This window comes from Ensifer sp. NPDC090286 (assembly GCF_044769565.1).
Classification (GTDB): Bacteria; Pseudomonadota; Alphaproteobacteria; order Rhizobiales; family Rhizobiaceae; genus Ensifer.
This window is the reverse complement of record NZ_JBIVYF010000006.1, coordinates 193,717-212,779: the sequence shown is the minus strand read 5'-3', so window position 1 is coordinate 212,779 and position 19,063 is coordinate 193,717. Positions and strand designations below refer to the sequence as shown.

General features: G+C 63.7%; 19 protein-coding genes and 1 other RNA gene. 16 read left to right on the top strand and 4 right to left on the bottom strand.

The window, feature by feature from the left end; genetic code table 11:
• Positions 1-11 precede the first annotated feature (11 nt).
• The gene (gene tkt / locus ACIQUG_RS27810) at positions 12-1,994 is read right to left on the bottom strand and encodes a transketolase (protein WP_402325441.1); all 1,983 of its coding nucleotides are present in this window, start codon (positions 1,992-1,994) and stop codon (positions 12-14) included.
• Positions 1,995-2,344: 350 nt separating this feature from the next.
• On the opposite strand from tkt, the gene ACIQUG_RS27805 reads away from it, so the two are divergent.
• The 3 genes from ACIQUG_RS27805 (at position 2,345) to ssrS (ending at position 3,233) form a co-directional block, all read left to right on the top strand.
• On the top strand, positions 2,345-2,614 hold the full coding sequence (locus ACIQUG_RS27805; RefSeq protein WP_034806184.1) for a DUF4164 domain-containing protein: 270 nt from the start codon (positions 2,345-2,347) through the stop codon (positions 2,612-2,614).
• 11 nt (positions 2,615-2,625) lie between these two features.
• The gene (locus ACIQUG_RS27800; protein ID WP_402325439.1) at positions 2,626-3,003 is read left to right on the top strand and encodes a cell division protein ZapA; all 378 of its coding nucleotides are present in this window, start codon (positions 2,626-2,628) and stop codon (positions 3,001-3,003) included.
• A gap of 72 nt (positions 3,004-3,075) precedes the next feature.
• Positions 3,076-3,233, top strand: a non-coding RNA gene (gene ssrS / locus ACIQUG_RS27795) — 6S RNA.
• Between the two features lie 24 nt (positions 3,234-3,257).
• On the opposite strand, the gene ACIQUG_RS27790 is transcribed toward ssrS, so the two are convergent.
• Positions 3,258-4,127: a LysR family transcriptional regulator gene (locus tag ACIQUG_RS27790; RefSeq protein ID WP_402325438.1), complete on the bottom strand. Its 870-nt coding sequence runs from the start codon at positions 4,125-4,127 to the stop codon at positions 3,258-3,260.
• 112 nt (positions 4,128-4,239) lie between these two features.
• On the opposite strand from ACIQUG_RS27790, the gene ACIQUG_RS27785 reads away from it, so the two are divergent.
• Positions 4,240-4,464 carry a hypothetical protein gene (locus tag ACIQUG_RS27785; protein WP_402325436.1) on the top strand — a complete coding sequence of 75 codons (225 nt, stop codon included), beginning with the start codon at positions 4,240-4,242 and terminating at the stop codon, positions 4,462-4,464.
• 19 nt (positions 4,465-4,483) lie between these two features.
• On the opposite strand, the gene ACIQUG_RS27780 is transcribed toward ACIQUG_RS27785, so the two are convergent.
• Complete coding sequence (locus ACIQUG_RS27780; protein ID WP_234798710.1) at positions 4,484-4,681, bottom strand: transcriptional regulator; 198 nt, start codon at positions 4,679-4,681, stop codon at positions 4,484-4,486.
• Between the two features lie 362 nt (positions 4,682-5,043).
• On the opposite strand from ACIQUG_RS27780, the gene ACIQUG_RS27775 reads away from it, so the two are divergent.
• From ACIQUG_RS27775 to ACIQUG_RS27740, 8 genes are all read left to right on the top strand, one after another.
• Positions 5,044-5,616 carry a 5-formyltetrahydrofolate cyclo-ligase gene (locus tag ACIQUG_RS27775; RefSeq protein ID WP_043625555.1) on the top strand — a complete coding sequence of 191 codons (573 nt, stop codon included), beginning with the start codon at positions 5,044-5,046 and terminating at the stop codon, positions 5,614-5,616.
• Positions 5,617-5,827: 211 nt separating this feature from the next.
• Complete coding sequence (locus tag ACIQUG_RS27770; RefSeq protein WP_034806196.1) at positions 5,828-6,652, top strand: YmdB family metallophosphoesterase; 825 nt, start codon at positions 5,828-5,830, stop codon at positions 6,650-6,652.
• Positions 6,653-7,133: 481 nt separating this feature from the next.
• Positions 7,134-8,288, top strand: coding sequence for an efflux RND transporter periplasmic adaptor subunit (locus ACIQUG_RS27765; RefSeq protein WP_402325433.1), 1,155 nt, complete (start codon positions 7,134-7,136; stop codon positions 8,286-8,288).
• Positions 8,285-11,461, top strand: coding sequence for an efflux RND transporter permease subunit (locus ACIQUG_RS27760; protein ID WP_402325431.1), 3,177 nt, complete (start codon positions 8,285-8,287; stop codon positions 11,459-11,461). Before ACIQUG_RS27765 ends, ACIQUG_RS27760 begins: the two co-directional genes overlap by 4 nt.
• A gap of 285 nt (positions 11,462-11,746) precedes the next feature.
• Positions 11,747-12,583 carry an MBL fold metallo-hydrolase gene (locus ACIQUG_RS27755; protein ID WP_402325698.1) on the top strand — a complete coding sequence of 279 codons (837 nt, stop codon included), beginning with the start codon at positions 11,747-11,749 and terminating at the stop codon, positions 12,581-12,583.
• Between the two features lie 18 nt (positions 12,584-12,601).
• Positions 12,602-13,084 (top strand): hypothetical protein, encoded by a 483-nt coding sequence (locus tag ACIQUG_RS27750; protein ID WP_402325430.1) that lies wholly within the window; start codon positions 12,602-12,604, stop codon positions 13,082-13,084.
• A gap of 85 nt (positions 13,085-13,169) precedes the next feature.
• Positions 13,170-13,916 carry a YebC/PmpR family DNA-binding transcriptional regulator gene (locus tag ACIQUG_RS27745; protein ID WP_402325428.1) on the top strand — a complete coding sequence of 249 codons (747 nt, stop codon included), beginning with the start codon at positions 13,170-13,172 and terminating at the stop codon, positions 13,914-13,916.
• Between the two features lie 71 nt (positions 13,917-13,987).
• Positions 13,988-14,617 carry an HAD hydrolase-like protein gene (locus ACIQUG_RS27740; protein ID WP_402325426.1) on the top strand — a complete coding sequence of 210 codons (630 nt, stop codon included), beginning with the start codon at positions 13,988-13,990 and terminating at the stop codon, positions 14,615-14,617.
• Positions 14,618-14,627: 10 nt separating this feature from the next.
• Here the strand turns inward: ACIQUG_RS27740 and ACIQUG_RS27735 are convergent, their stop codons facing one another.
• Positions 14,628-15,629: an LLM class flavin-dependent oxidoreductase gene (locus ACIQUG_RS27735; RefSeq protein WP_402325424.1), complete on the bottom strand. Its 1,002-nt coding sequence runs from the start codon at positions 15,627-15,629 to the stop codon at positions 14,628-14,630.
• Positions 15,630-15,799: 170 nt separating this feature from the next.
• On the opposite strand from ACIQUG_RS27735, the gene ruvC reads away from it, so the two are divergent.
• The 4 genes from ruvC (at position 15,800) to ACIQUG_RS27715 (ending at position 19,039) form a co-directional block, all read left to right on the top strand.
• Positions 15,800-16,312 (top strand): crossover junction endodeoxyribonuclease RuvC, encoded by a 513-nt coding sequence (ruvC, locus tag ACIQUG_RS27730; RefSeq protein WP_402325422.1) that lies wholly within the window; start codon positions 15,800-15,802, stop codon positions 16,310-16,312.
• Positions 16,313-16,378: 66 nt separating this feature from the next.
• A complete protein-coding gene (ruvA, locus tag ACIQUG_RS27725; RefSeq protein ID WP_043625531.1) occupies positions 16,379-16,996 on the top strand; it encodes a Holliday junction branch migration protein RuvA in 618 nt (205 codons plus the stop codon).
• Positions 16,997-17,092: 96 nt separating this feature from the next.
• Positions 17,093-18,136: a Holliday junction branch migration DNA helicase RuvB gene (gene ruvB / locus ACIQUG_RS27720; RefSeq protein WP_402325420.1), complete on the top strand. Its 1,044-nt coding sequence runs from the start codon at positions 17,093-17,095 to the stop codon at positions 18,134-18,136.
• A complete protein-coding gene (locus ACIQUG_RS27715) occupies positions 18,137-19,039 on the top strand; it encodes a metallophosphoesterase (RefSeq protein ID WP_402325419.1) in 903 nt (300 codons plus the stop codon).
• The last annotated feature ends 24 nt before the right edge of the window (positions 19,040-19,063 follow it).

Here is a 19,063-nt window from a genome sequence, read left to right as displayed (position 1 = left end):
CCGCAGATTGATCAGGCGAGCTTCGTTTCCGCGGCGGCAACCACCGCCTCAGGCGTGATGCCGAAGTGCTTGTAAAGCTCCTTGTAGGGGCCGGAAGCACCGAAGCTCGACATGCCGATGAAGGTGCCATCGCTGCCGATGAAGTGATCCCAGCCCTGACGGATGCCGGCTTCGACAGCGATTTTGACCGGCGAGTTGCCGATGATCGCCTGCTGGTAGTCTTCGCTCTGCTCGGCGAAAAGCTCGAAGCAGGGAACGGAGACGACGCGGGTCGAGATGCCCTTGGCGGTCAGCGTCTGGCAGGCCTTGACGGCGATTTCGACTTCCGAGCCGGTGGCGAAGATCGTGACCTTGGCGTCGGCGGCCGAGATCAGGTCGTAGGCGCCGCGGGCGCAGAGGTTTTCTTCCTCGTACTCGGTGCGAACGGCCATCAGGTTCTGGCGCGTCAGCGCGATGCCGGACGGACGGTTGTGGCTTTCGAGCGCCAGCTGCCAGCACTCGGCCGTTTCCGTGGCGTCGGCCGGGCGGAACATCAACAGGTTCGGGATGGCGCGCAGCGCTGCCATGTGCTCGACCGGCTGGTGCGTCGGGCCGTCTTCGCCAAGGCCGATGGAATCGTGCGTCAGCACGTGGATGACGCGGATGCCCATAAGAGCGGCCAGGCGGATCGACGGACGGCAGTAGTCCGAGAAGATCAGGAAGCCGCCGGAGTAGGGGATGACGCCGCCATGCAGCGCCATGCCGTTCATGGCAGCGGCCATGCCGTGCTCGCGAACGCCCCAATGGATGTAGCGGCCGGAGAAGTCGTCAGGGGTGATCGACTTGGTCTGGCTCGTCTTGGTGTTGTTCGAGCCGGTCAAGTCAGCCGAGCCGCCGATGGTTTCGGCCAGAACGCCGTTGATGACTTCGAGCGCGTCCTCGGAAGCCTTGCGGGTTGCCGGCGACGGCTTGGTTTCGGCGAGCTTCTTCTTGTAGTCGTCGATAGCCGAGGACAGGCGACCTTCGAGTTCGCCGGAGAAGCGGCGAACGAACTGGGCCTTCTTCTCGGCCTCGCTCTTTTCAAGACGGTCTTCCCACTCCTTGCGCGTCTTGGTCGAGCGCAGGCCGGCCAGACGCCAGGCGTCGAGCACGTCGGAGGGAACGACGAAGGCTTCGGCTTCCCAGCCAAGCGCCTTGCGGGTGGCGGCGATTTCCTCGGCGCCGAGCGGCGAACCGTGAACCTTGTGGGTGCCGGCCTTGTTCGGTGCGCCGAAGCCGATCGTCGTCTTGGCGGCGATCATGGTCGGCTTGTCGGACTTCTGCGCCTGGTCGATCGCAGCGGCGATCGCGTCCGGATCATGGCCGTCGACGGCAATGGTGTTCCAGTTGGAGGCGCGGAAGCGGGCGTGCTGGTCGGTCGAGTCGGCGATCGAGATCGGGCCGTCGATCGAGATGTTGTTGTCGTCCCAGAAGACGATCAGCTTGTTGAGCTTCAGGTGGCCGGCGAGCGAAATCGCTTCCTGGCTGATGCCTTCCATGAGGCAGCCGTCACCGGCGAGCACATAGGTATAATGCTCCATCAGGTCGGAGCCGAATTCGTCACGCAGCTTGCGCTCTGCGATCGCCATGCCGACGGCGTTGGCAATGCCCTGGCCGAGCGGACCGGTGGTCGTCTCGATGCCGGCGGCGTGGCCGTATTCCGGGTGGCCGGCGGTGCGGGCGCCGAGCTGGCGGAAGTTCTTGATCTCGTCGATGGAGATGTCTTCGTAGCCCGTCAAATAGAGCAGCGAATAGAGCAGCATCGAGCCGTGGCCGGCCGACAGCACGAAGCGGTCGCGGTTCGGCCAGGAGGGGTTCTTGGGGTCAAAGCTCAGATAGCGCGTAAAGAGGACTGTCGCTATGTCGGCTGCACCCATGGGCAGGCCAGGGTGGCCGGAATTTGCCTTCTCGACGGCATCCATGGAGAGGAAACGGATCGCATTTGCCATCCGGTCGTGTTTTTCGCGAGAGATCATGACTGTTCCGTTTGCGTTCGGTGGTCAGGGAACGGTCTCTATCCTCCAAAGACCGCGCAAGAAGCGGCTGACACATAGCAGGTGCGCCGTGCGAGTCAACAAATACGGGCCTTCCGCGGCCATTTGACGGCAGGTTGTTCCGGCCCCCGTCGCGGTGCTTGTTCCGCAATGCAACAAGCCTACCGCACTGCCGTTGAAGAAAGCCGGCTACGCAATCCATCCACAGCTTCCGCTGTTGTTTGCTGTACTTGGCATTGTTGAGACTTACGTAATAGGTTTAAAAAAGATCGAGCCGAAGCGGCGGACGGGATTCGGGCGATTCGGCCTCATGGGCGAGGTATTCGGAACACATGCCGGCAAAGACTGTCAAAGCGGCGATCGACGAACTGCGAAACGCAGTGCAATCCCTGGAGAATGCGATCGACGGTCGGTTTGACAGGGAGCGGGACTTCAGCGAGTTCGAGGGCGAGGTGCGACGCGTCAACACCGACCGGTCGCGACTGGCGCAGGAGCTCGATCAGTCGCAGTTCCGGGCAAACCGGCTCGAGGAGGTCAACCGTGAGGTTTCCCGTCGCCTCGTGACGGCGATGGAAACCATTCGGGCGGTGCTCGACCGCTAGGAACAAGCGACATGGCGCAGGTGACAGTTTCGATCGACGGCAAGGCCTATCGCATGGCCTGCGAGGAAGGGCAGGAAGATCATCTGATCGAGCTTGCCACCAATTTCGATCAGTATGTCGGACACCTCAAGACCCAGTTTGGCGAGATCGGCGATCTGCGCCTGACCGTCATGGCCGGCATCATGGTCATGGATGAGCTCAGCGAGGTCAATCGCCGGCTGAAGAACCTCGAAGCGGAGGTCGGCAACCTGACCAACGGGCGCGACGTTGCGCTTTCGGATCAGCTGAAGAACGAGGAAGCGCTGGCCTCGGCGCTCAGCGAAGTGACCCAGCAGATCCACGGCATTGCCGCCAAGCTGAACGGCCGCACCCCGACCCCGTCGAGCTGACAAGGTTTCGCCCTGACAAGGTTTCGGTGGCGAGCCACTGGCGCGAAGCACCGAGACACTTTATATATCGGATGCGGTCTGCGCTTCCCGACAGGAACCACAATCCCCGGGGCCATACTCGATCTCTAGGGAGCCGTCCCTGGCCGGGCTCGTGGGTCCGGACACATGGCGCCCACCTACTTTGTAGGCACCCGGGATCGTAAACTATCCATCGGTTGTGTGGATCGCACTTCTCTCTCCTTTCGACTGCTTGCTCAGTCCCCGGCAAAAGCCCGGCGGATGGCGTCGGCCATGGCCTCGACGATCCGGTCCTTGCCGTTTCCGGCCTTTGAAATCCGGAGCACGACATTCGAGTGATCGATCACGGTATAGCCGTCATCGGCCGTCAGTTCGCGGCACCCGTACGGGATGCTGCTGCGGGCAAGCGGCGCGATGGCAAGGCCGGACACCACCGCCGCCATAAGGCCACCGCTGGTGCGGCTGACATAGGCGACGCGGTTGTCGATGCGGCATTTCCTCAAATTGCGCTGGGCAAGGTCGTCGCACCAGCCGCCTTCGAGATAGGTATAGGTCGCGATCGGTACGGGACGGCGTTCGTCGGTCCGGTGCTGCTCCGACGTCACCCAGACGGTCGGATCCATCATCAGCACCTCGTTTCTCGTCTTTCCGCCCGGTTCGAAGACGACGGCAAGGTCGATCTCGCCGGCCTCCAGTGCCGCGACGTTGGTCATCGAGGCGCCCTGCTGCACGGTCACTTCGACGCCCGGGTGGATGGCCGCGAAACTGCCGAGTGCCTTCGGCAGGGTCGAGTTGATGTATTCCTCGGGCAGACCGATCCGAACGGCGCCGTCGAGCGCCGGCTGGCGCAGCGCGGCAGCGGTATCGTCGAGCAGGGTGACGATGCGCCTGGCATTGTCGACGAGCCGCAGTCCCTGCGGTGTCAGCACCACACCGCGCGAATGGCGCTCGAACAGGGCGTCGCCGAGCACATCCTCGAGCTTCCTGATCTGCATGCTGACGGCCGACTGGGTACGCCCGACAATGTCTGCGGCGCGCGTGACGCTGCTGGTATCGACGACCGCGAGAAAGGTTCTGAGCAGATCGCTATCAAGGGGAAGGGGCATGGCGTCAACCATCAGAATTTCTGATGACAGTCATGCTTGCAATTCGTTTGTCAGATGTCAATGCGAGGACGAAGATCGTTCTGTCAGATCATCCTAGGCCCGAGTCCCTGCCATGAGCGTGCTTGCCGTTCTCGTCTTTTCCGACACATTCGCTGCCGCCCGACGCAGGGCAAGGCAATGGGCCGCCGATTTGCTGCTTGTCGAGGCGCCCGCCGAGGTGCCGGCGGACAGGCCGCTGCTGCTGCGCGACGCCGGGATCCCGGCAGTCGACTTCGACCTTCGGCCGCGAGAGCGGATGTTGGAGCAGGCGGTCTATCGGTCGCACTGGATGGTCTAGGCAGTCCCCGCGCCAATCCTTACGAGATGAGATCGAGCCTTGCGGCACGAAAGACGGCTTCGGCCAGATTGCCGGCCTGCAGCTTGCGCATGGCGTCTTCCAGCGCCCGGTCGATCCGGTCGAGGGGAATATCGGTTTCGCGCATCATGTCCTGGCGCGTGCGGCCGCGGGCGGCGAGCGTCAGGCAACGCAGTTCCAACGGTTCGAGTTCTTTCATCTGGTCCTTCATGGACGTCGGCTTTTCCACTGCTGCCTGCAGGAGCGCGTCCATACATCGAACGCGGGCATTAGTTCCTGCTAATTATTTGAAATCGCGTCTTTATTTGCATGCGCTCGCCGATGCGCGAAAGCGGAACCGTCGTCCATGATGAACGGAACGCTAATGCTGTGCCGAACCGGGAAGATGCTGGCCGTGCTGTCGCAAACCGCGGCAAAAGCGGCGAAGCGGGTGGCTATGCATGGGCGACATCGGGTGTATAGGCTGGTGATTGAGCCGGGAATCGGCGAGAAAGTGACGGGTTGTGCCATTTCGGGAAGAAAATTCGTCCGCGACCATGGCATGAGGCAGGAGAGGGCACGATGTCACCGAAGGACTTGAAGGCGGCGCTGCGCAACGAGCGGCTGGCATTGCGCGATGCGATGCCCGCGGAGATACGGATCGAGGCGAGCCTGACCATGGCCGACCATGCGGGCGACGTCATTGCGCTCGATCCCGGTCACATCGTTTCCGGCTTCTGGCCAATCCGCTCCGAGGTCGATATCCGGCCGCTGATGGCGCGGCTGAAAAGCCGCGGGGCCCGGCTCTGCCTGCCCGTGATCATGGACAAGCAGACGATCGTCTTTCGCGAGCTGCTCGATGGTGTCGACATCATCGCCACCGGCTTCGGCACCACCGGGCCTGGCCCGGATGCACCGGTGCTCGACCCGGATATCATGCTCGTGCCGCTTTCGGCGTTCGATGCGACCGGTCACCGGATCGGCTACGGCGCCGGCTATTATGACCGGGCGATCGACCGGTTGCGCAACAAGGGGCACCTGCCGAAGCTGATCGGCATCGCCTTCGACTGCCAGGAAGTGGCCACCGTGCCGGCCGAACCGCATGATGTGGCGCTGGATGCCGTGCTCACCGAGAGCGGGTTCCGGCATTTCTAGATCACCGACGTAGCCGAGGAACGGCTGAGCGCCTTGAAATCGTGCAGGCCGCGGCCGACGATCGGTTCGCGATTCCGGCGGAATCGATCTTGGGCGTTTCCTGTCGGGCCAGGATCGTGTAGACGCTCTACCTCTTTGTTTTACGCAGGTCCGGCCGCAACTACCGCTGACGCGCTTCCGCCGGAGCTGCCCTGGTAGGATTTGAGCGAGCATGAGGCTTCTGTTTCTGGGAGATATGGTGGGCAAGACGGGCCGTACGGCGGTCTGGGAGCGGCTTCCGGGACTGATCGGTGACCTCAAGCTCGACTTCGTCATCGTCAACGGCGAGAACGCCGCCGGCGGCTTCGGCATCACCGAAGACATCTTCCTCGAGACGATCAACGCCGGCGCCGACGTGGTGACCACCGGCAACCACGTCTGGGACCAGAAGGAAGCGGTGGTCTTCTGCGAGCGGCACGACCAGTTCCTGCGCCCGGCCAACTATCCGGCCGGCACGCCCGGCCGCGGCTCCAACCTGTTCTTTGCCCGCAACGGCGCCCGCGTGCTGGTCGCCAACGTCATGGGCCGCGTCTTCATGCATCCTGAACTCGACGATCCCTTCAAGTCGGCCGAGGCGATCCTCGATGCCTGCCCGCTCGGCGAGCAGGCGGATGCGATCGTCTTCGACTTTCATGCGGAGGCGACCAGCGAAAAGCAGTGCTTCGGCCATTTCGTCGACGGACGCGCCAGCCTCGTCGTCGGCACGCATACGCACGTGCCGACCGCCGATCACCAGATCCTCAATGGCGGCACCGCCTATATGAGCGATGCCGGCATGTGCGGCGACTACGATTCCTCGCTCGGCATGGACAAGGAAGAGCCGCTCAACCGCTTCATCTCGAAGATGCCGAAGGGGCGCTTCGAGGCGGCGTCGGGGCCGGCCACCATCTGCGGCCTCGGCGTCGAGATTTCCGATCGCACCGGGCTTGCCGAGAAGATCGCGCCGCTGCGGCTTGGGCCGAGACTGGCGGAAACGATCCCGGATTTCTGGTCTTAAGGCCAGGGCAGACGGCGTCCTGAGGCGCTGCGCAAAGCTGCGCGCGGGCACCTTTGGTTGTCCCGTATCGCCTTATCGGAATTGATTTTTTTCAAGGTGACAACCCCATCAAATGATGGCAGGTTATCGCGAAATCACGCCGGGCCGGGGCGTGATATATTCGTGGGTTTTTGCAGAATGAATGGTGTCCGCAGTCTTGGATTGCGGACATGTGCTGTTGTCGCCGCGTTTCGGGCTGATGCCCGCTGCGGGCGGTTTTGACCTGACAGCGTTCGCGGGCCGAAGGGCACAAGGCCGCTGTATCATTTGATTGCTTGTGTGACTTTGCCTCTCGGATCGCTGCCGATCCGAGGATTTGTGCGGAGCGGGACGGGTAATGCGGCTGTTTTGCGCACAGGCCCCGCTCTGAATATTCAAAGCGATTGCGGTGGTTTGGTCGATTGGCTGCCCCTCGTGATCCAAGTGCATTCGGAGGGCATGCATGTTGTCTCAGTGGCATTTGCCGATGATCGTCGGCGCTTCTCTTTCCCTTCTATCCGCAATCGGTGCCCAGGCGCAGGACGCGCAATTGCCCGTCGTGACCGTCGCCAAGCCGGTCGTGCGGGACGTCATCGACAGCGACGAGTTCATCGGCCGTTTCGAGCCCGTCGACGAGGTGCAGGTTCGCGCCCGCATCGGCGGCTATCTCGACGAGGTCAACTTCACCGATGGCGCGCTGGTGAAGAAGGGCGACAAGCTCTTCGTCATCGACCAGCGGCCCTATCGCACGGCGCTCTCCCAGGCGGAATCGACGCTGGAATCGGCCCGTTCGACGCTGGAATTCGCCGAGTCTCAGTTCAAGCGGACGCAGTCGCTGACAGGCACCGGCACGCTCTCGGTCTCGACGCTCGACGACCATCGCCGCGAACTCCTGTCGGCGCAGGCGCTGGTGCGCGGTTCTGAAGCGGCGGTCGAGCGCGCCAAGCTCGATCTCGACTACACGACCATAACGGCGCCGCTCAGCGGTCGCGTCGACCGTCGCCTTCTGTCGCAGGGCAATCTCGTGCAGGCCGACCAGACGGTGCTGACGACGATCGTGTCGCTTGACCCGATCGATTTCTATTTCGACGTCGACGAACGGCGCCTGCTCTCCTATGCCCGGGTTGCGCGCGAGCGCGGCAGCGCGCTGCAGGAAGGCGGCGGCTCGCTGGAAGTTCTGGTCACCATTGCCGACAGCAACGAGGAACCGTTCAAGGGCAAACTCGACTTCGCCGAAAACCGCGTCGATCCGCAGAGCGGCACGATGCGCGTGCGGGCCCGCCTCGACAATCCGAAGCTGGTCCTGCAGCCCGGCCTGTTCGGGCGCGTGCAGATCGAAGGCTCCAACACCTACAAGGCCGTGCTCGTTCCGGACGAGGCGATCGGCGCCGACCAGAACGAGCGCATCGTCTACGAGGTGACCGGCGACGGAACCGTCGTCACCAAGCCGGTGCGGCTCGGACCGAGGCTGCATGGCTACCGGGTTATCCGCTCGGGCATGACCGGCGACGAAACCATCGTCGTCAACGGCCTGATGCGGGCGCGTCCCGGCACCAAGGTCAAGCCCGAGACGATCCAGCTGCCGCCGGAAGGCCCAACCGCGGGGGCGGCGCAATGAGGTTCGCTCACTTCTTCGTCGACCGGCCGATCTTTGCGTCGGTGCTTTCGATCGTGTTGCTGATCGTCGGCAGCATCGCCTATTTCCAGCTTCCGGTGGCACAGTACCCGGAAATCGCCCCGCCGACGATCGTCGTCCGGGCGGCCTATCCCGGGGCTGACGCCGAAACGGTCGCCAACACCGTGGCCACGCCGCTCGAACAGGAAATCAACGGCGTCGAGAACATGCTCTACATGTCCTCCTATTCGACCGCCGACGGCTCGATGGCGCTGACGATCACCTTCAAGCTCGGCACCGATCTCGACCAGGCCCAGGTGCTGGTGCAGAACCGCGTGTCGATCGCCGAACCGCGGTTGCCGGAGGAAGTCCGGCGCATCGGCATCACCACCGCCAAGAGCTCGCCCGACCTGATGATGGTCGTGCACCTGCTTTCGCCGAGCGAACGCTACGACCAGCTCTATGTCTCGAACTATGCGCGCACGCGCATCCGCGACCTGCTCGTGCGGCTCGACGGCGTCGGCGACGTCATCCTGTTCGGCGAGCGCGAATATGCGCTGCGCGTCTGGCTCGATCCCGAGAAGCTGTCTGCCTACGGCATGACGGCGGGCGACGTGGTGCAGGCGCTGCGCGAGCAGAACGTCCAGGTCTCGGGTGGCTCGATCGGCGGCCCGCCGGCCCCGGGCGACAGTGCGTTCCAGTACACCGTCACCACGGACGGACGCTTCAGCGATGCGCGGCAGTTCCGCTACGTCATCGTCAAGGCGACGGAAACCGGCCGCCTCGTGCAGCTGCAGGACGTCGCGCGCGTCGAGCTCGGCGCCCGCGAATACGTCAACAACAGCTATCTCGACGGCAGCCCGGCGGTGGCGCTCGGCATCTTCTCGCGGCCGGGCACCAATGCGCTCGATGCGGCCGAGCAGATCCAGAAGGTGATGACCGACGTCTCGCGCGACTTTCCGGAAGGGCTCGAGTACCGGATCGTCTACAATCCGACCGAGTTCATCTCGGAATCGATCAACGAGGTCTACAAGACGATCGCCGAGGCAGCCCTGCTGGTCGCCATCGTCGTTCTCGTCTTCCTGCAATCCTGGCGCACCGCGATCATCCCGATCGTCGCGATCCCGGTGTCGCTGGTCGGCACCTTCGCCTTCCTCTACGCCTTCGGCTTCTCGCTGAACATGCTGACGCTGTTCGGCCTCGTCCTGGCGATCGGTATCGTCGTCGACGACGCGATCGTGGTGGTGGAAAACGTCGAGCGAAATCTGGCGCGCGGCATGACCCCGCGCGAGGCGTCGCACGTGACCATGGACGAGGTGGGGGCGGCGGTCATCGCCATCTCGCTGGTGCTGACAGCGGTCTTCGTGCCGACGGCCTTCATCCCCGGCATCGCCGGCCAGTTCTACCTGCAGTTCGCCGTGACGATCTCGGTGGCGACGGTCATTTCCGCCTTCAACTCGCTGACGCTTTCGCCGGCGCTGGCGGCGATCCTCCTGAAGCCGCATGAGAACGGTCATCACGAGAGCCGCAATCCGTTGACGCGGTTTGGCAAGGCACTGGCAAATGGCTTCAACAACGGCTTCGACCGCATGGCCGAGGGCTATGCGTGGCTCGTGCGCAAGCTGGTGTCGACGAAGGTGGCGCTTGCCGCAGCACTCGTCGTCTTCGCCGGCCTGCTCGGCGCCACCTGGTACATGGCCCAGGTCGTGCCGCGCGGCTTCGTGCCGACCATGGACCAGGGCTATGCGATCGTCGTCATCCAGCTGCCCGACGGCGCGTCGCTGGAGCGCACCGACGCGGTGGTCAAACGGGCGTCGAAGATCATTGAGGACGTGCCCGGAGTAAAGAGCGCGGTTGCCTTTGCCGGCTTCAACGGCGCGACCTTCACCAACGCTTCCAATTCGGGCGTGGTCTTTGCCTCCTTCGAAAGCTTCGAGGAGCGGCTGAAGCACGGGCAGGGGGCAAACCAGATCATCGGCCAGCTCTATGGCAGCCTGCAGAGCATCCAGGAGGCCTTCATCATCGCCGTGCCGCCGCCGTCGGTGCGCGGTATCGGCAATTCCGGCGGCTTCAAGATGCAGATCATGGACCGCCAGAGCGCCGACATGCGCCGCGCGCTCGGCCTTGCCTATCAGATGATGGGAACGGCCAACCAGACGCCGGGGCTGACGGGGGTCTTCACCACCTTCTCGGCGTCCAGCCCGCAATACTTCCTGGCGATCGACCGCGACAAGGCTCGTACCCTCAACGTGCCGATCCCCAACATCTTCGAGGCGCTGTCGATCAACCTCGGCACCTCCTACGTCAACGACTTCAACGCCTTCGGCCGCGTCTACCAGGTGCGGGCGCAGGCAGACCAGCAGTACCGCGTCGAACGGGACAACATCCTCGCTCTGAAGGTGCGTTCGGCGACGGGGGCACTCGTGCCGATGGGCACGCTCGTCGAGATCCGCGACACCGCGGGCCCGACACTCGTGCAGCGCTACAACATGTATGTATCGGTGCCGATCCAGGGCAATCCGGCCATCGGCGTGTCGACCGGCACGGCGCTCGACAAGATGGAGGCGCTCGCCGCCCAGCTCTTGCCGCAGGGGACGACCTTCGAGTGGACGGAACTCGCCTACCAGGAGCGCCAGACGGGCAACACCGCGGTGTTCATATTCGCGCTGTCGGTGATCTTCGTCTTCCTGGCGCTGTCGGCCCAGTATGAGAGCTGGGTGCTGCCGCTCGCGATCATCCTGATCGTGCCGCTCGGCGTGCTCTCGGCGCTGGTCGGCGTGTCGATCCGCGGTCTCGACAACAACGTGCTGACGCAGATCGGGTTGATCGTTCTCATCGGCCTTGCGGCCAAGAACGCGATCCTGATCGTCGAATTCGCGCGGCAGGGCGAGGACGAGGGCAAGACGCCGATCGAGGCGGCGGTGGAGGCGAGCCAGCTGCGCCTTCGCCCGATCCTGATGACCGCCTTCGCCTTCATCCTCGGTGTCGTGCCGCTGATGATCGCGACGGGTCCGGGCGCCGAAATGCGCCAGTCGCTCGGAACCGCCGTGTTCTCGGGCATGCTCGGGGTAACGTTCCTCGGCCTGTTCCTGACACCGGTGTTCTACGTCGCGCTCCGGTCGTTCCGGCGACGCAAGGTGGCGGTGAGCGAGCCTGCGCCGCACCCGGCCGAGTAACGCAGGCCTGACGACAATCGGACGAATGCCCCGGTAGCAATGCCGGGGCATTTGGCTTTGAAGAGGTTATAGTTTCTTGATCGTCCCCCGGGGTCGGTGACGTAAACGTGAGCACCGCCTGCCGTTTGTAACTGGACGTGGCCGGGCCCTTGAACAATTCTCTCCGGGCCCCGTGACGCCACCGTTCGGTCGAGCGAAGGCAAAGGCTTCCATTCGCTGTCCAATACCTGCCTGCCGCGTGCCTCCCAGGGCCCGAGGTCGGGCGGCAAGTGAGAGAGGTGAAGGCTGATGCTCCGGTACTTTGTCTACACATTCGCCGCCATATGGATCATCCACGCGTTCTGGCCATCGGTCGCCCATGCGCAGCAACAGCCGCGCCCCGTCAGCCAATGCCAGGCGATCGCCGAGACGATCCCCCAGGCCACCTTCGCCAGTTTCACGCCTGCTGCCGCCACCAAGGGGCAGACGACGGCCGGCGAGGTGACGATCAGCTATCTCGGCCATTCCACTTTCCTGATCGAGACGCCCGGCGGCGTCTCGATCGCAACCGACTACAGCGGCTGGTACGCACCGTCGGTGCCGCCGACGGTCGCGACGATGAACAAGGCGCATTCGAGCCACTACACGCTGACGCCGGATCCCGCGATTAAGGCCGTGCTGCACGGCTGGAGCGATAGCGGCCAACCGGCGCGCCACGACCTCGTGGTCGGCGACGCCTACATCCGCAACGTGACGACGGACATCCGCGCCGGCGGCGGCGCCATGGAGCACGACGGGAACTCGATTTTCATCTTCGAGGTAGCGGATCTCTGCATCGGGCATCTGGGCCATCTGCACCATGAGCTCGACGACAGCCACTATGGCCAGATCGGCCGGCTGGATGTGCTGATGGTGCCTGTCGATGGCGGCCTGACCATGGGGGCGGAAAGCATGAGCCGGGTCGTCAGCCGGCTGCGCTCGTCCCTCATTCTACCGATGCATCGCCGCGGCCCGCCGATCGACGCCTTCCTCGACATGTTCGGCGACGACTATGACAAGCGTTATGCCGACAGCGCCAGTATCAAAGTATCCCTGCGTTCCTTGCCAAGCAAACCACTGATTTATATTCTCAAGGGCGTTTGAACATCCTGGGATCGCCCGATGAAGTTGCTCGTGGTTGGCGTATCGCTCTTTCTCTCCTTTTCAACTCTTGCCGAGGCCGGTGGCGTGCCGCCGCCGCGCATGCCGTCTCCAGAGGGACAGCAGCCGCAAAGCCAACCGGAGATCGCGGTCCAACCGGCAGCTGAGCAGGAGATTTTCGCGATGCCCTCGGGCAATATCGGCTGCATCTACACGCCGGCTGGCGGCACGTCCGTCTATCAGCCCGCCGACGGCGGTCCGGAACTGGCCTGCGATATCGTCGCGCCGCGTTATGTCAGGGCGACACTTGGCCGGGTGGGGGCCGCCACGCTCAATCACGCCGTCGGCGATCCGAGCTGCTGCTCGGTCGGGACCGTTCTCGACTATGGGCAAAGCTGGTCGCGCGGGCCGTTCTCCTGCGTGTCGGAACGCACCGGTCTTTCCTGCCGTCGCGACGACGGCCACAGCTTCCTCCTCAGCCGCGCGCAGGTCTCGGCCAACTGAAAAACCGCCCCCCGGCTGGACGGAAAGCGGCAATAAAACTATAAGGCGCCCCATTCCATTCAAATTAATGCATGCAGAGGGTGCCATGGCTGGCCATTCACAGTTCAAGAACATCATGCACCGCAAGGGCCGTCAGGATGCGGTGCGCTCGAAAATGTTTTCCAAGCTCGCGCGCGAAATCACGGTTGCCGCCAAGTCGGGCATGCCCGACCCGTCGATGAACGCGCGCCTGCGCCTGGCGATCCAGAACGCCAAGGCGCAGTCGATGCCGAAGGACAACATCGAACGGGCAATCAAGAAGGCCTCCGGCGGCGACGCGGAGAACTACGAAGAAGTGCGCTACGAGGGTTATGGCCCGGGCGGCGTCGCGGTCATCGTCGAAGCCTTGACCGACAACCGTAACCGCACCGCCTCCAACGTGCGCTCGACCTTCACCAAGGCCGGCGGCGCGCTCGGCGAAACCGGCTCGGTCTCCTTCTCCTTCGATCGCGTTGGCGAGATCACCTACAAGCTCTCCGTCGGTGACGCCGACAAGGTGATGGACGCGGCAATCGAGGCTGGCGCCGACGACGTCACCACCGACGAGGACGGCCATACGATCATCTGCGGCTTCGAAGCGATCGGCGAAGTCTCCAAGGCGCTCGAAGACACGCTCGGCGAAGCCGAAACGGTCAAGGCGATCTGGAAGGCCCAGAACACCGTCCCGGTCGACGAAGAAAAGGCACAGTCGCTGATGAAGCTCATCGACATCCTTGAAGACGACGACGACGTCCAGAACGTCTACTCGAACTTCGAAGTGTCGGACGAGATCCTGGCGAAGCTGTCGGCCTGATTGGGGCGACCGTCGCTTGAAGATTTCCTACCCGCGTCCGAAAGGGCGCGGGTTTTTCTTTGGATGGCCCGATGACCTATCAGTTCGCGATCTTCGATTTCGACGGCACGCTTGCCGATACGGCGGCAAGCTTCATGACGGCGTGCAATGCGGCTGCGCGGCGCTACGGTTTCCGCGAACTCTCGGTCGAGGAGTTCCAGTCGTTGCGGGCGATGGGCAGCCGCGAGATCATCGCGCAGCTCGGCGTGCCCGTTTGGAAATTGCCGCAGATAGCCACCTTCATGCGCCGGGCCATGGCAACGGAAGCCGCAAGCGTCCGGCTGTTTCCGGGCGCCGCTCAGCTTCTCTGGGAACTGAAGGCGGCGGGCATTGGTATCGCCATTGTCAGCTCGAATGCGGAAGAGGGGATTCGTGCCGCGCTCGGCGAAGCGGCTGCGACTGTCGATCTCTTCGAATGCGGGGCCGCGCTCTTCGGCAAGGCGCAGCACTTCAAGCGCGCGATCCGGCACTCGGGCCTCAATGCGGCTCGCATCCTGGCGATCGGCGACGAGGCACGCGATATCGAGGCGGCGCGAAAGGCCGGTGTGGCGGCAGGGGCCGTTGCCTGGGGCTATGCCGACCCGGTCTTCCTGCAAGGGCTCGGGCCAGATCGGTTCTTTGCCAATATGGAAGAGATCGCGCCCGCCTTCGGGGCGATCTGATCGGCCAGCCTTAGGCCGCCTTGGCGAGATCGCGCTGGGCGTCGGCGAAGAGGCGAAGCGACTTCAGCCGCGCGTCCATGTCGAAGATCGGCATCGAGATGATCAGCTCGTCGGCTTTCGTCTGTTCCAGGAACGCACCGATCTTGCGCCGGATCGTCTCGGGCCCGCCGACCACCGCATACATCATCGAATGGTCGACGAAGATCTTCTCGTCATAGCTCCACAGCCCATCCATCGACTGGACTGGCGGCGGGAACTGCCCGCGGGCATTGCGCCGCAGCGCCACGAAGGATTGCTGCATGGAGGTGAAGAGGTAGTTTGCCTCCTCGTCCGTTTCGGCGGCGACCCCCATGACGCCGACCATCACCTGCGGCTTGGCAAGGGTCTCGGAGGGGGTGAAGCGCTCGCGGTAGATCTCCAGCGCCGAGAGCAGCATGTCGGGTGCGAAATGCGAGGCAAACGCGAAGGGCAGGCCGAGCATGCCGGCGAGATGGGCGCTGAAATGGCTGGAGCCGAGCAGCCAGATCGGCACGTTGGTGTCGGCGCCCGGCACGGCGATGATCTTCTGGTCTTCGGCGACGGGGCCGAGCAGCGCCTGCAGTTCGACGACGTCGTTCGGGAAGTTGTTGCCGCTCGCTTCCATGTTGCGGCGAAGCGCCTGGGCGGTGCGCATGTCGGTGCCTGGCGCCCGGCCGAGGCCGAGGTCGATGCGGCCGGGGTAAAGAGCGGCGAGCGTGCCGAACTGCTCGGCGATGACAAGCGGCGAATGGTTCGGCAGCATGATGCCGCCGGAGCCGACGCGGATGGTCTTGGTGGCGGCCGCCACATGCGAGATCACGATCGAGGTCGCGGCACTGGCAATGCCCTTCATGCCGTGATGCTCGGCCAGCCAGAAACGGGTGTAGCCGTTCTCCTCGGCTGCCTGGGCCAGTCGGCGCGAATTCTCCAGCGATTGGGCGACGCTGCCGCCTTCAGTGATCGGGGAAAGATCGAGGACGGAGAAAGTCGCCATGGCAAAGGCCTTCATTGAGAGAAATTGATGCAAGGCTATGTAAGCTCAATTTTCCTCAATCCAAGGGCGCTGCCGAAGAAAACCTGACTCCGCGTCTCAACTGTGCGTATGTTTTTGTTTTGTTCACTTTTTGCTGGCAGCGTCCGGGCTGACATCATAGGGTGAAATCCATGCAGACCACGATTCGTATCATCGGCATCGATCCGGGGCTCCGCCGTACCGGCTGGGGCATCATCGAGACGCTCGGCAATTCGCTGCGTTTCGTCGCCTCGGGCGCGGTGACCTCGGATGGTGATATGGATCTCGCCTCCAGACTTTGCCAGTTGCATGACGGGCTTGCCGAGGTGGTGCACGGCTATCAGCCGCATGAGGCGGCGGTGGAACAGACCTTCGTCAACAAGGATGCGACGGCGACGCTGAAGCTCGGCCAGGCGCGCGGCATCGCCATGCTGGTGCCGGCACGCGCAGGTCTGAGGGTTGCCGAATACGCGCCGAACGCCGTCAAGAAGGCGGTGATCGGCGTCGGCCACGGCGAGAAGCAGCAGATCCACATGATGCTGAAGGTTCTGATGCCGAAGGCCGAGTTCAAGGGCAACGACGCGGCGGACGCATTGGCGATCGCCATCTGCCATGCCCACAACCGGCAATCGGTGACGAGCCGGCTTGCCGCATTGATGGCGTAGTTGCGCCCGACACGATAATTTCCGATGGTCCGGGGACCATCCAGAACCCACCGCGAGAGACGCCATATGATCGGCAAATTGAAGGGTACCATCGACGAGATCGCCGAGGATCACGTCGTGCTCGATGTGCATGGCGTCGGCTACGTTGCCTTTTGCTCGGCGCGCACCTTGTCCAGGCTCGGGTCTGCTGGCGAGGCGGCTATCCTCTTCATCGAGACCTATGTGCGCGAGGACCAACTGAAGCTGTTCGGCTTCCTGACGGCGTTGGAGCGGGAGTGGTTCCGATTGCTGCAGAGCGTGCAGGGGGTCGGTTCGAAGGTGGCGCTGGCCGTGCTTTCCACGCTGACGCCGGGCGAACTGGCCAATGCGATCGCGCTGCAGGACAAGACCTCCGTCTCCCGTGCGCCCGGTGTCGGGCCCAAGGTGGCGGTGCGCATCGTCACGGAACTGAAGAACAAGGCGCCGTCCTTTGCCGGCGAGATGTCGGCGTCGATCGGCCTCAAGCAGGAGCTTGGCGAAGGCGTTGCCTCCGCGCCGGTTTCCGATGCGGTTTCGGCGCTCACCAATCTCGGCTACTCGCGTGACCAGGCGGCCAATGCCGTTGCGGCGGCCCTGAAGAACGGCGGCGAAGGCGGCGACAGCGCCAAGCTCATTCGCCTGGGCCTGAAGGAACTGGCGCGATGAACGCTTGCCTTGGCCGGGTGCAGAAGGCAGAACGCCTCGTGCCCGGCATGATGACGGGTTGCAGCGCTGAGCTGCCCGACCGAATGGGACGAACGCATGACTGACGCCGCACGCCTGATTACGCCGGAAAAGCGCGGTGAAGACATCGATGCGACCATACGCCCGCAGACGCTGGACGATTTCACCGGCCAGGCGGAAGCGCGCGCCAACCTGAAGATCTTCATCGAGGCCGCAAAGAACCGCGGCGAGGCGCTCGACCATGTGCTCTTCGTCGGCCCGCCCGGTCTCGGCAAGACGACGCTGGCGCAGATCATGGCCAAGGAACTCGGCGTCAATTTCCGCTCGACCTCCGGCCCCGTTATCGCCAAGGCCGGCGATCTCGCCGCCCTGCTCACCAATCTCGAAGAGCGCGACGTGCTCTTCATCGACGAAATCCACCGGCTCAATCCGGCGGTCGAGGAAATCCTTTATCCGGCGATGGAGGACTTCCAGCTCGATCTCATCATCGGCGAAGGCCCGGCGGCACGGTCGGTGAAGATCGACCTGTCGAAGTTCACGCTGGTGGCGGCCACCACCCGGCTTGGCCTTCTGACGACGCCGCTTCGCGACCGTTTCGGCATTCCGGTGCGGCTCAATTTCTACACGGTCGAGGAACTGGAATCGATCGTCCGGCGCGGAGCCCGGCTGATGGGGCTTGGCATGACCGACGACGGTGCCCGCGAGATCGCCCGTCGCGCCCGCGGCACGCCGCGCATCGCCGGCCGGCTGTTGCGCCGGGTGCGCGATTTCGCCGAAGTGGCGCGTGCGGAAGCCGTGACCAAGGAACTCGCCGACGAGGCGCTGACGCGGCTGCTCGTCGACAATATGGGCCTCGACCAGCTCGACCGGCGCTATCTCTTCATGATCGCGCAGAACTTCGGCGGCGGTCCCGTCGGGATCGAAACCATCGCCGCCGGCCTTTCGGAGCCGCGCGATGCGATCGAAGATATCATCGAGCCCTATTTGATCCAGCAGGGCTTCATCCAACGCACACCGCGCGGCCGTATTTTGACCGCCAATGCCTGGAAACATATCGGCCTTAATCCCCCCAAGGAAATGGAGGCGACCCAGTTTCGCCTGACATTAGAGGACGACGACTAGATGATCAGCCGCCGCGGATTGTTGAAACTGATCGGCGGTGGTATCGCCAGTATGGCAGCCCTCGGCGGTTACGCCTTTGCCGTCGAACCATTGGCCCGGCTGAACGTCACCCGATACAAATTGACGCCGCCCAACTGGACGCCGGGGCTGAAGCTGCGCGTCGTCGTGCTTACCGACATCCACGCCTGCGAGCCCTGGATGCCGGCGAGCCGCATAGCTTCGATTTGCCGGCAGGCCAACTCGCTTGGCGGCGATATGACGTTGCTGCTCGGCGACTATGTGGCCGGCATGAACTTCGTCACCAGCTATGTGCATTCCAGCGAATGGTCGAAGGCGCTCGCAGTCCTCGAGGCACCGCTCGGCGTGCACGCCGTGATGGGCAATCACGACTGGTGGGAAGACAGGACGGCGCAGAAGAACGGTGGCGGACCGACCTTTGGGCACAAGGCGCTGCAGGACGTCGGCATCAACGTCTACAGCAACCGGGCTGCCCGCTTCGAGAAGGACGGGCAGGGTTTCTGGGTCGCCGGCCTCGAAGATCAGCTTGCGCTGTTGCCCGGTAAAAAATGGAAGCGCAGGCACATGGGTGGTCTCGACGACCTCGACGGTACGCTCGCCCAAGTGAGCGATGCCGATCCGGTCATCCTCATGGCGCATGAGCCGGATGTCTTCCCGCGCGTTCCATCGCGTGTCGCGCTGACGCTGTCGGGCCATACCCATGGCGGCCAGGTGCGGTTTCTCGGCTATGCGCCGGTCGTGCCCTCGCGTTTCGGCGAGCGCTACGCCTATGGCCATGTGACCGAGAACGATTGCAATCTGATCGTTTCCGGCGGTCTCGGCTGCTCGCTTGCGCCGGTTCGCTTCGGCATGCCGCCGGAGATCGTGGTGATCGATCTCGGCTGAGCGACAAATTCCAGGCTTGCTGGT

Bases quoted from the DNA above. Each gene is read 5' to 3' on its own strand.
- ACIQUG_RS27775 (WP_043625555.1), top strand. From the start codon at position 5,044: ATGTCACCGAAGGACTTGAAGGCGGCGCTGCGCAACGAGCGGCTGGCA.
- ACIQUG_RS27800 (WP_402325439.1), top strand. From the start codon at position 2,626: ATGGCGCAGGTGACAGTTTCGATCGACGGCAAGGCCTATCGCATGGCC.
- ACIQUG_RS27785 (WP_402325436.1), top strand. From the start codon at position 4,240: ATGAGCGTGCTTGCCGTTCTCGTCTTTTCCGACACATTCGCTGCCGCC.
- ruvC (WP_402325422.1), top strand. From the start codon at position 15,800: ATGCAGACCACGATTCGTATCATCGGCATCGATCCGGGGCTCCGCCGT.
- ACIQUG_RS27770 (WP_034806196.1), top strand. From the start codon at position 5,828: ATGAGGCTTCTGTTTCTGGGAGATATGGTGGGCAAGACGGGCCGTACG.
- tkt (WP_402325441.1), bottom strand. From the start codon at position 1,994: ATGATCTCTCGCGAAAAACACGACCGGATGGCAAATGCGATCCGTTTC.
- ACIQUG_RS27715 (WP_402325419.1), top strand. From the start codon at position 18,137: ATGATCAGCCGCCGCGGATTGTTGAAACTGATCGGCGGTGGTATCGCC.
- ACIQUG_RS27790 (WP_402325438.1), bottom strand. From the start codon at position 4,127: ATGCCCCTTCCCCTTGATAGCGATCTGCTCAGAACCTTTCTCGCGGTC.
- ACIQUG_RS27780 (WP_234798710.1), bottom strand. From the start codon at position 4,681: ATGAAAGAACTCGAACCGTTGGAACTGCGTTGCCTGACGCTCGCCGCC.
- ruvB (WP_402325420.1), top strand. From the start codon at position 17,093: ATGACTGACGCCGCACGCCTGATTACGCCGGAAAAGCGCGGTGAAGAC.
- ACIQUG_RS27735 (WP_402325424.1), bottom strand. From the start codon at position 15,629: ATGGCGACTTTCTCCGTCCTCGATCTTTCCCCGATCACTGAAGGCGGC.
- ACIQUG_RS27740 (WP_402325426.1), top strand. From the start codon at position 13,988: ATGACCTATCAGTTCGCGATCTTCGATTTCGACGGCACGCTTGCCGAT.
- ruvA (WP_043625531.1), top strand. From the start codon at position 16,379: ATGATCGGCAAATTGAAGGGTACCATCGACGAGATCGCCGAGGATCAC.
- ACIQUG_RS27745 (WP_402325428.1), top strand. From the start codon at position 13,170: ATGGCTGGCCATTCACAGTTCAAGAACATCATGCACCGCAAGGGCCGT.
- ACIQUG_RS27750 (WP_402325430.1), top strand. From the start codon at position 12,602: ATGAAGTTGCTCGTGGTTGGCGTATCGCTCTTTCTCTCCTTTTCAACT.
- ACIQUG_RS27765 (WP_402325433.1), top strand. From the start codon at position 7,134: ATGTTGTCTCAGTGGCATTTGCCGATGATCGTCGGCGCTTCTCTTTCC.
- ACIQUG_RS27760 (WP_402325431.1), top strand. From the start codon at position 8,285: ATGAGGTTCGCTCACTTCTTCGTCGACCGGCCGATCTTTGCGTCGGTG.
- ACIQUG_RS27805 (WP_034806184.1), top strand. From the start codon at position 2,345: ATGCCGGCAAAGACTGTCAAAGCGGCGATCGACGAACTGCGAAACGCA.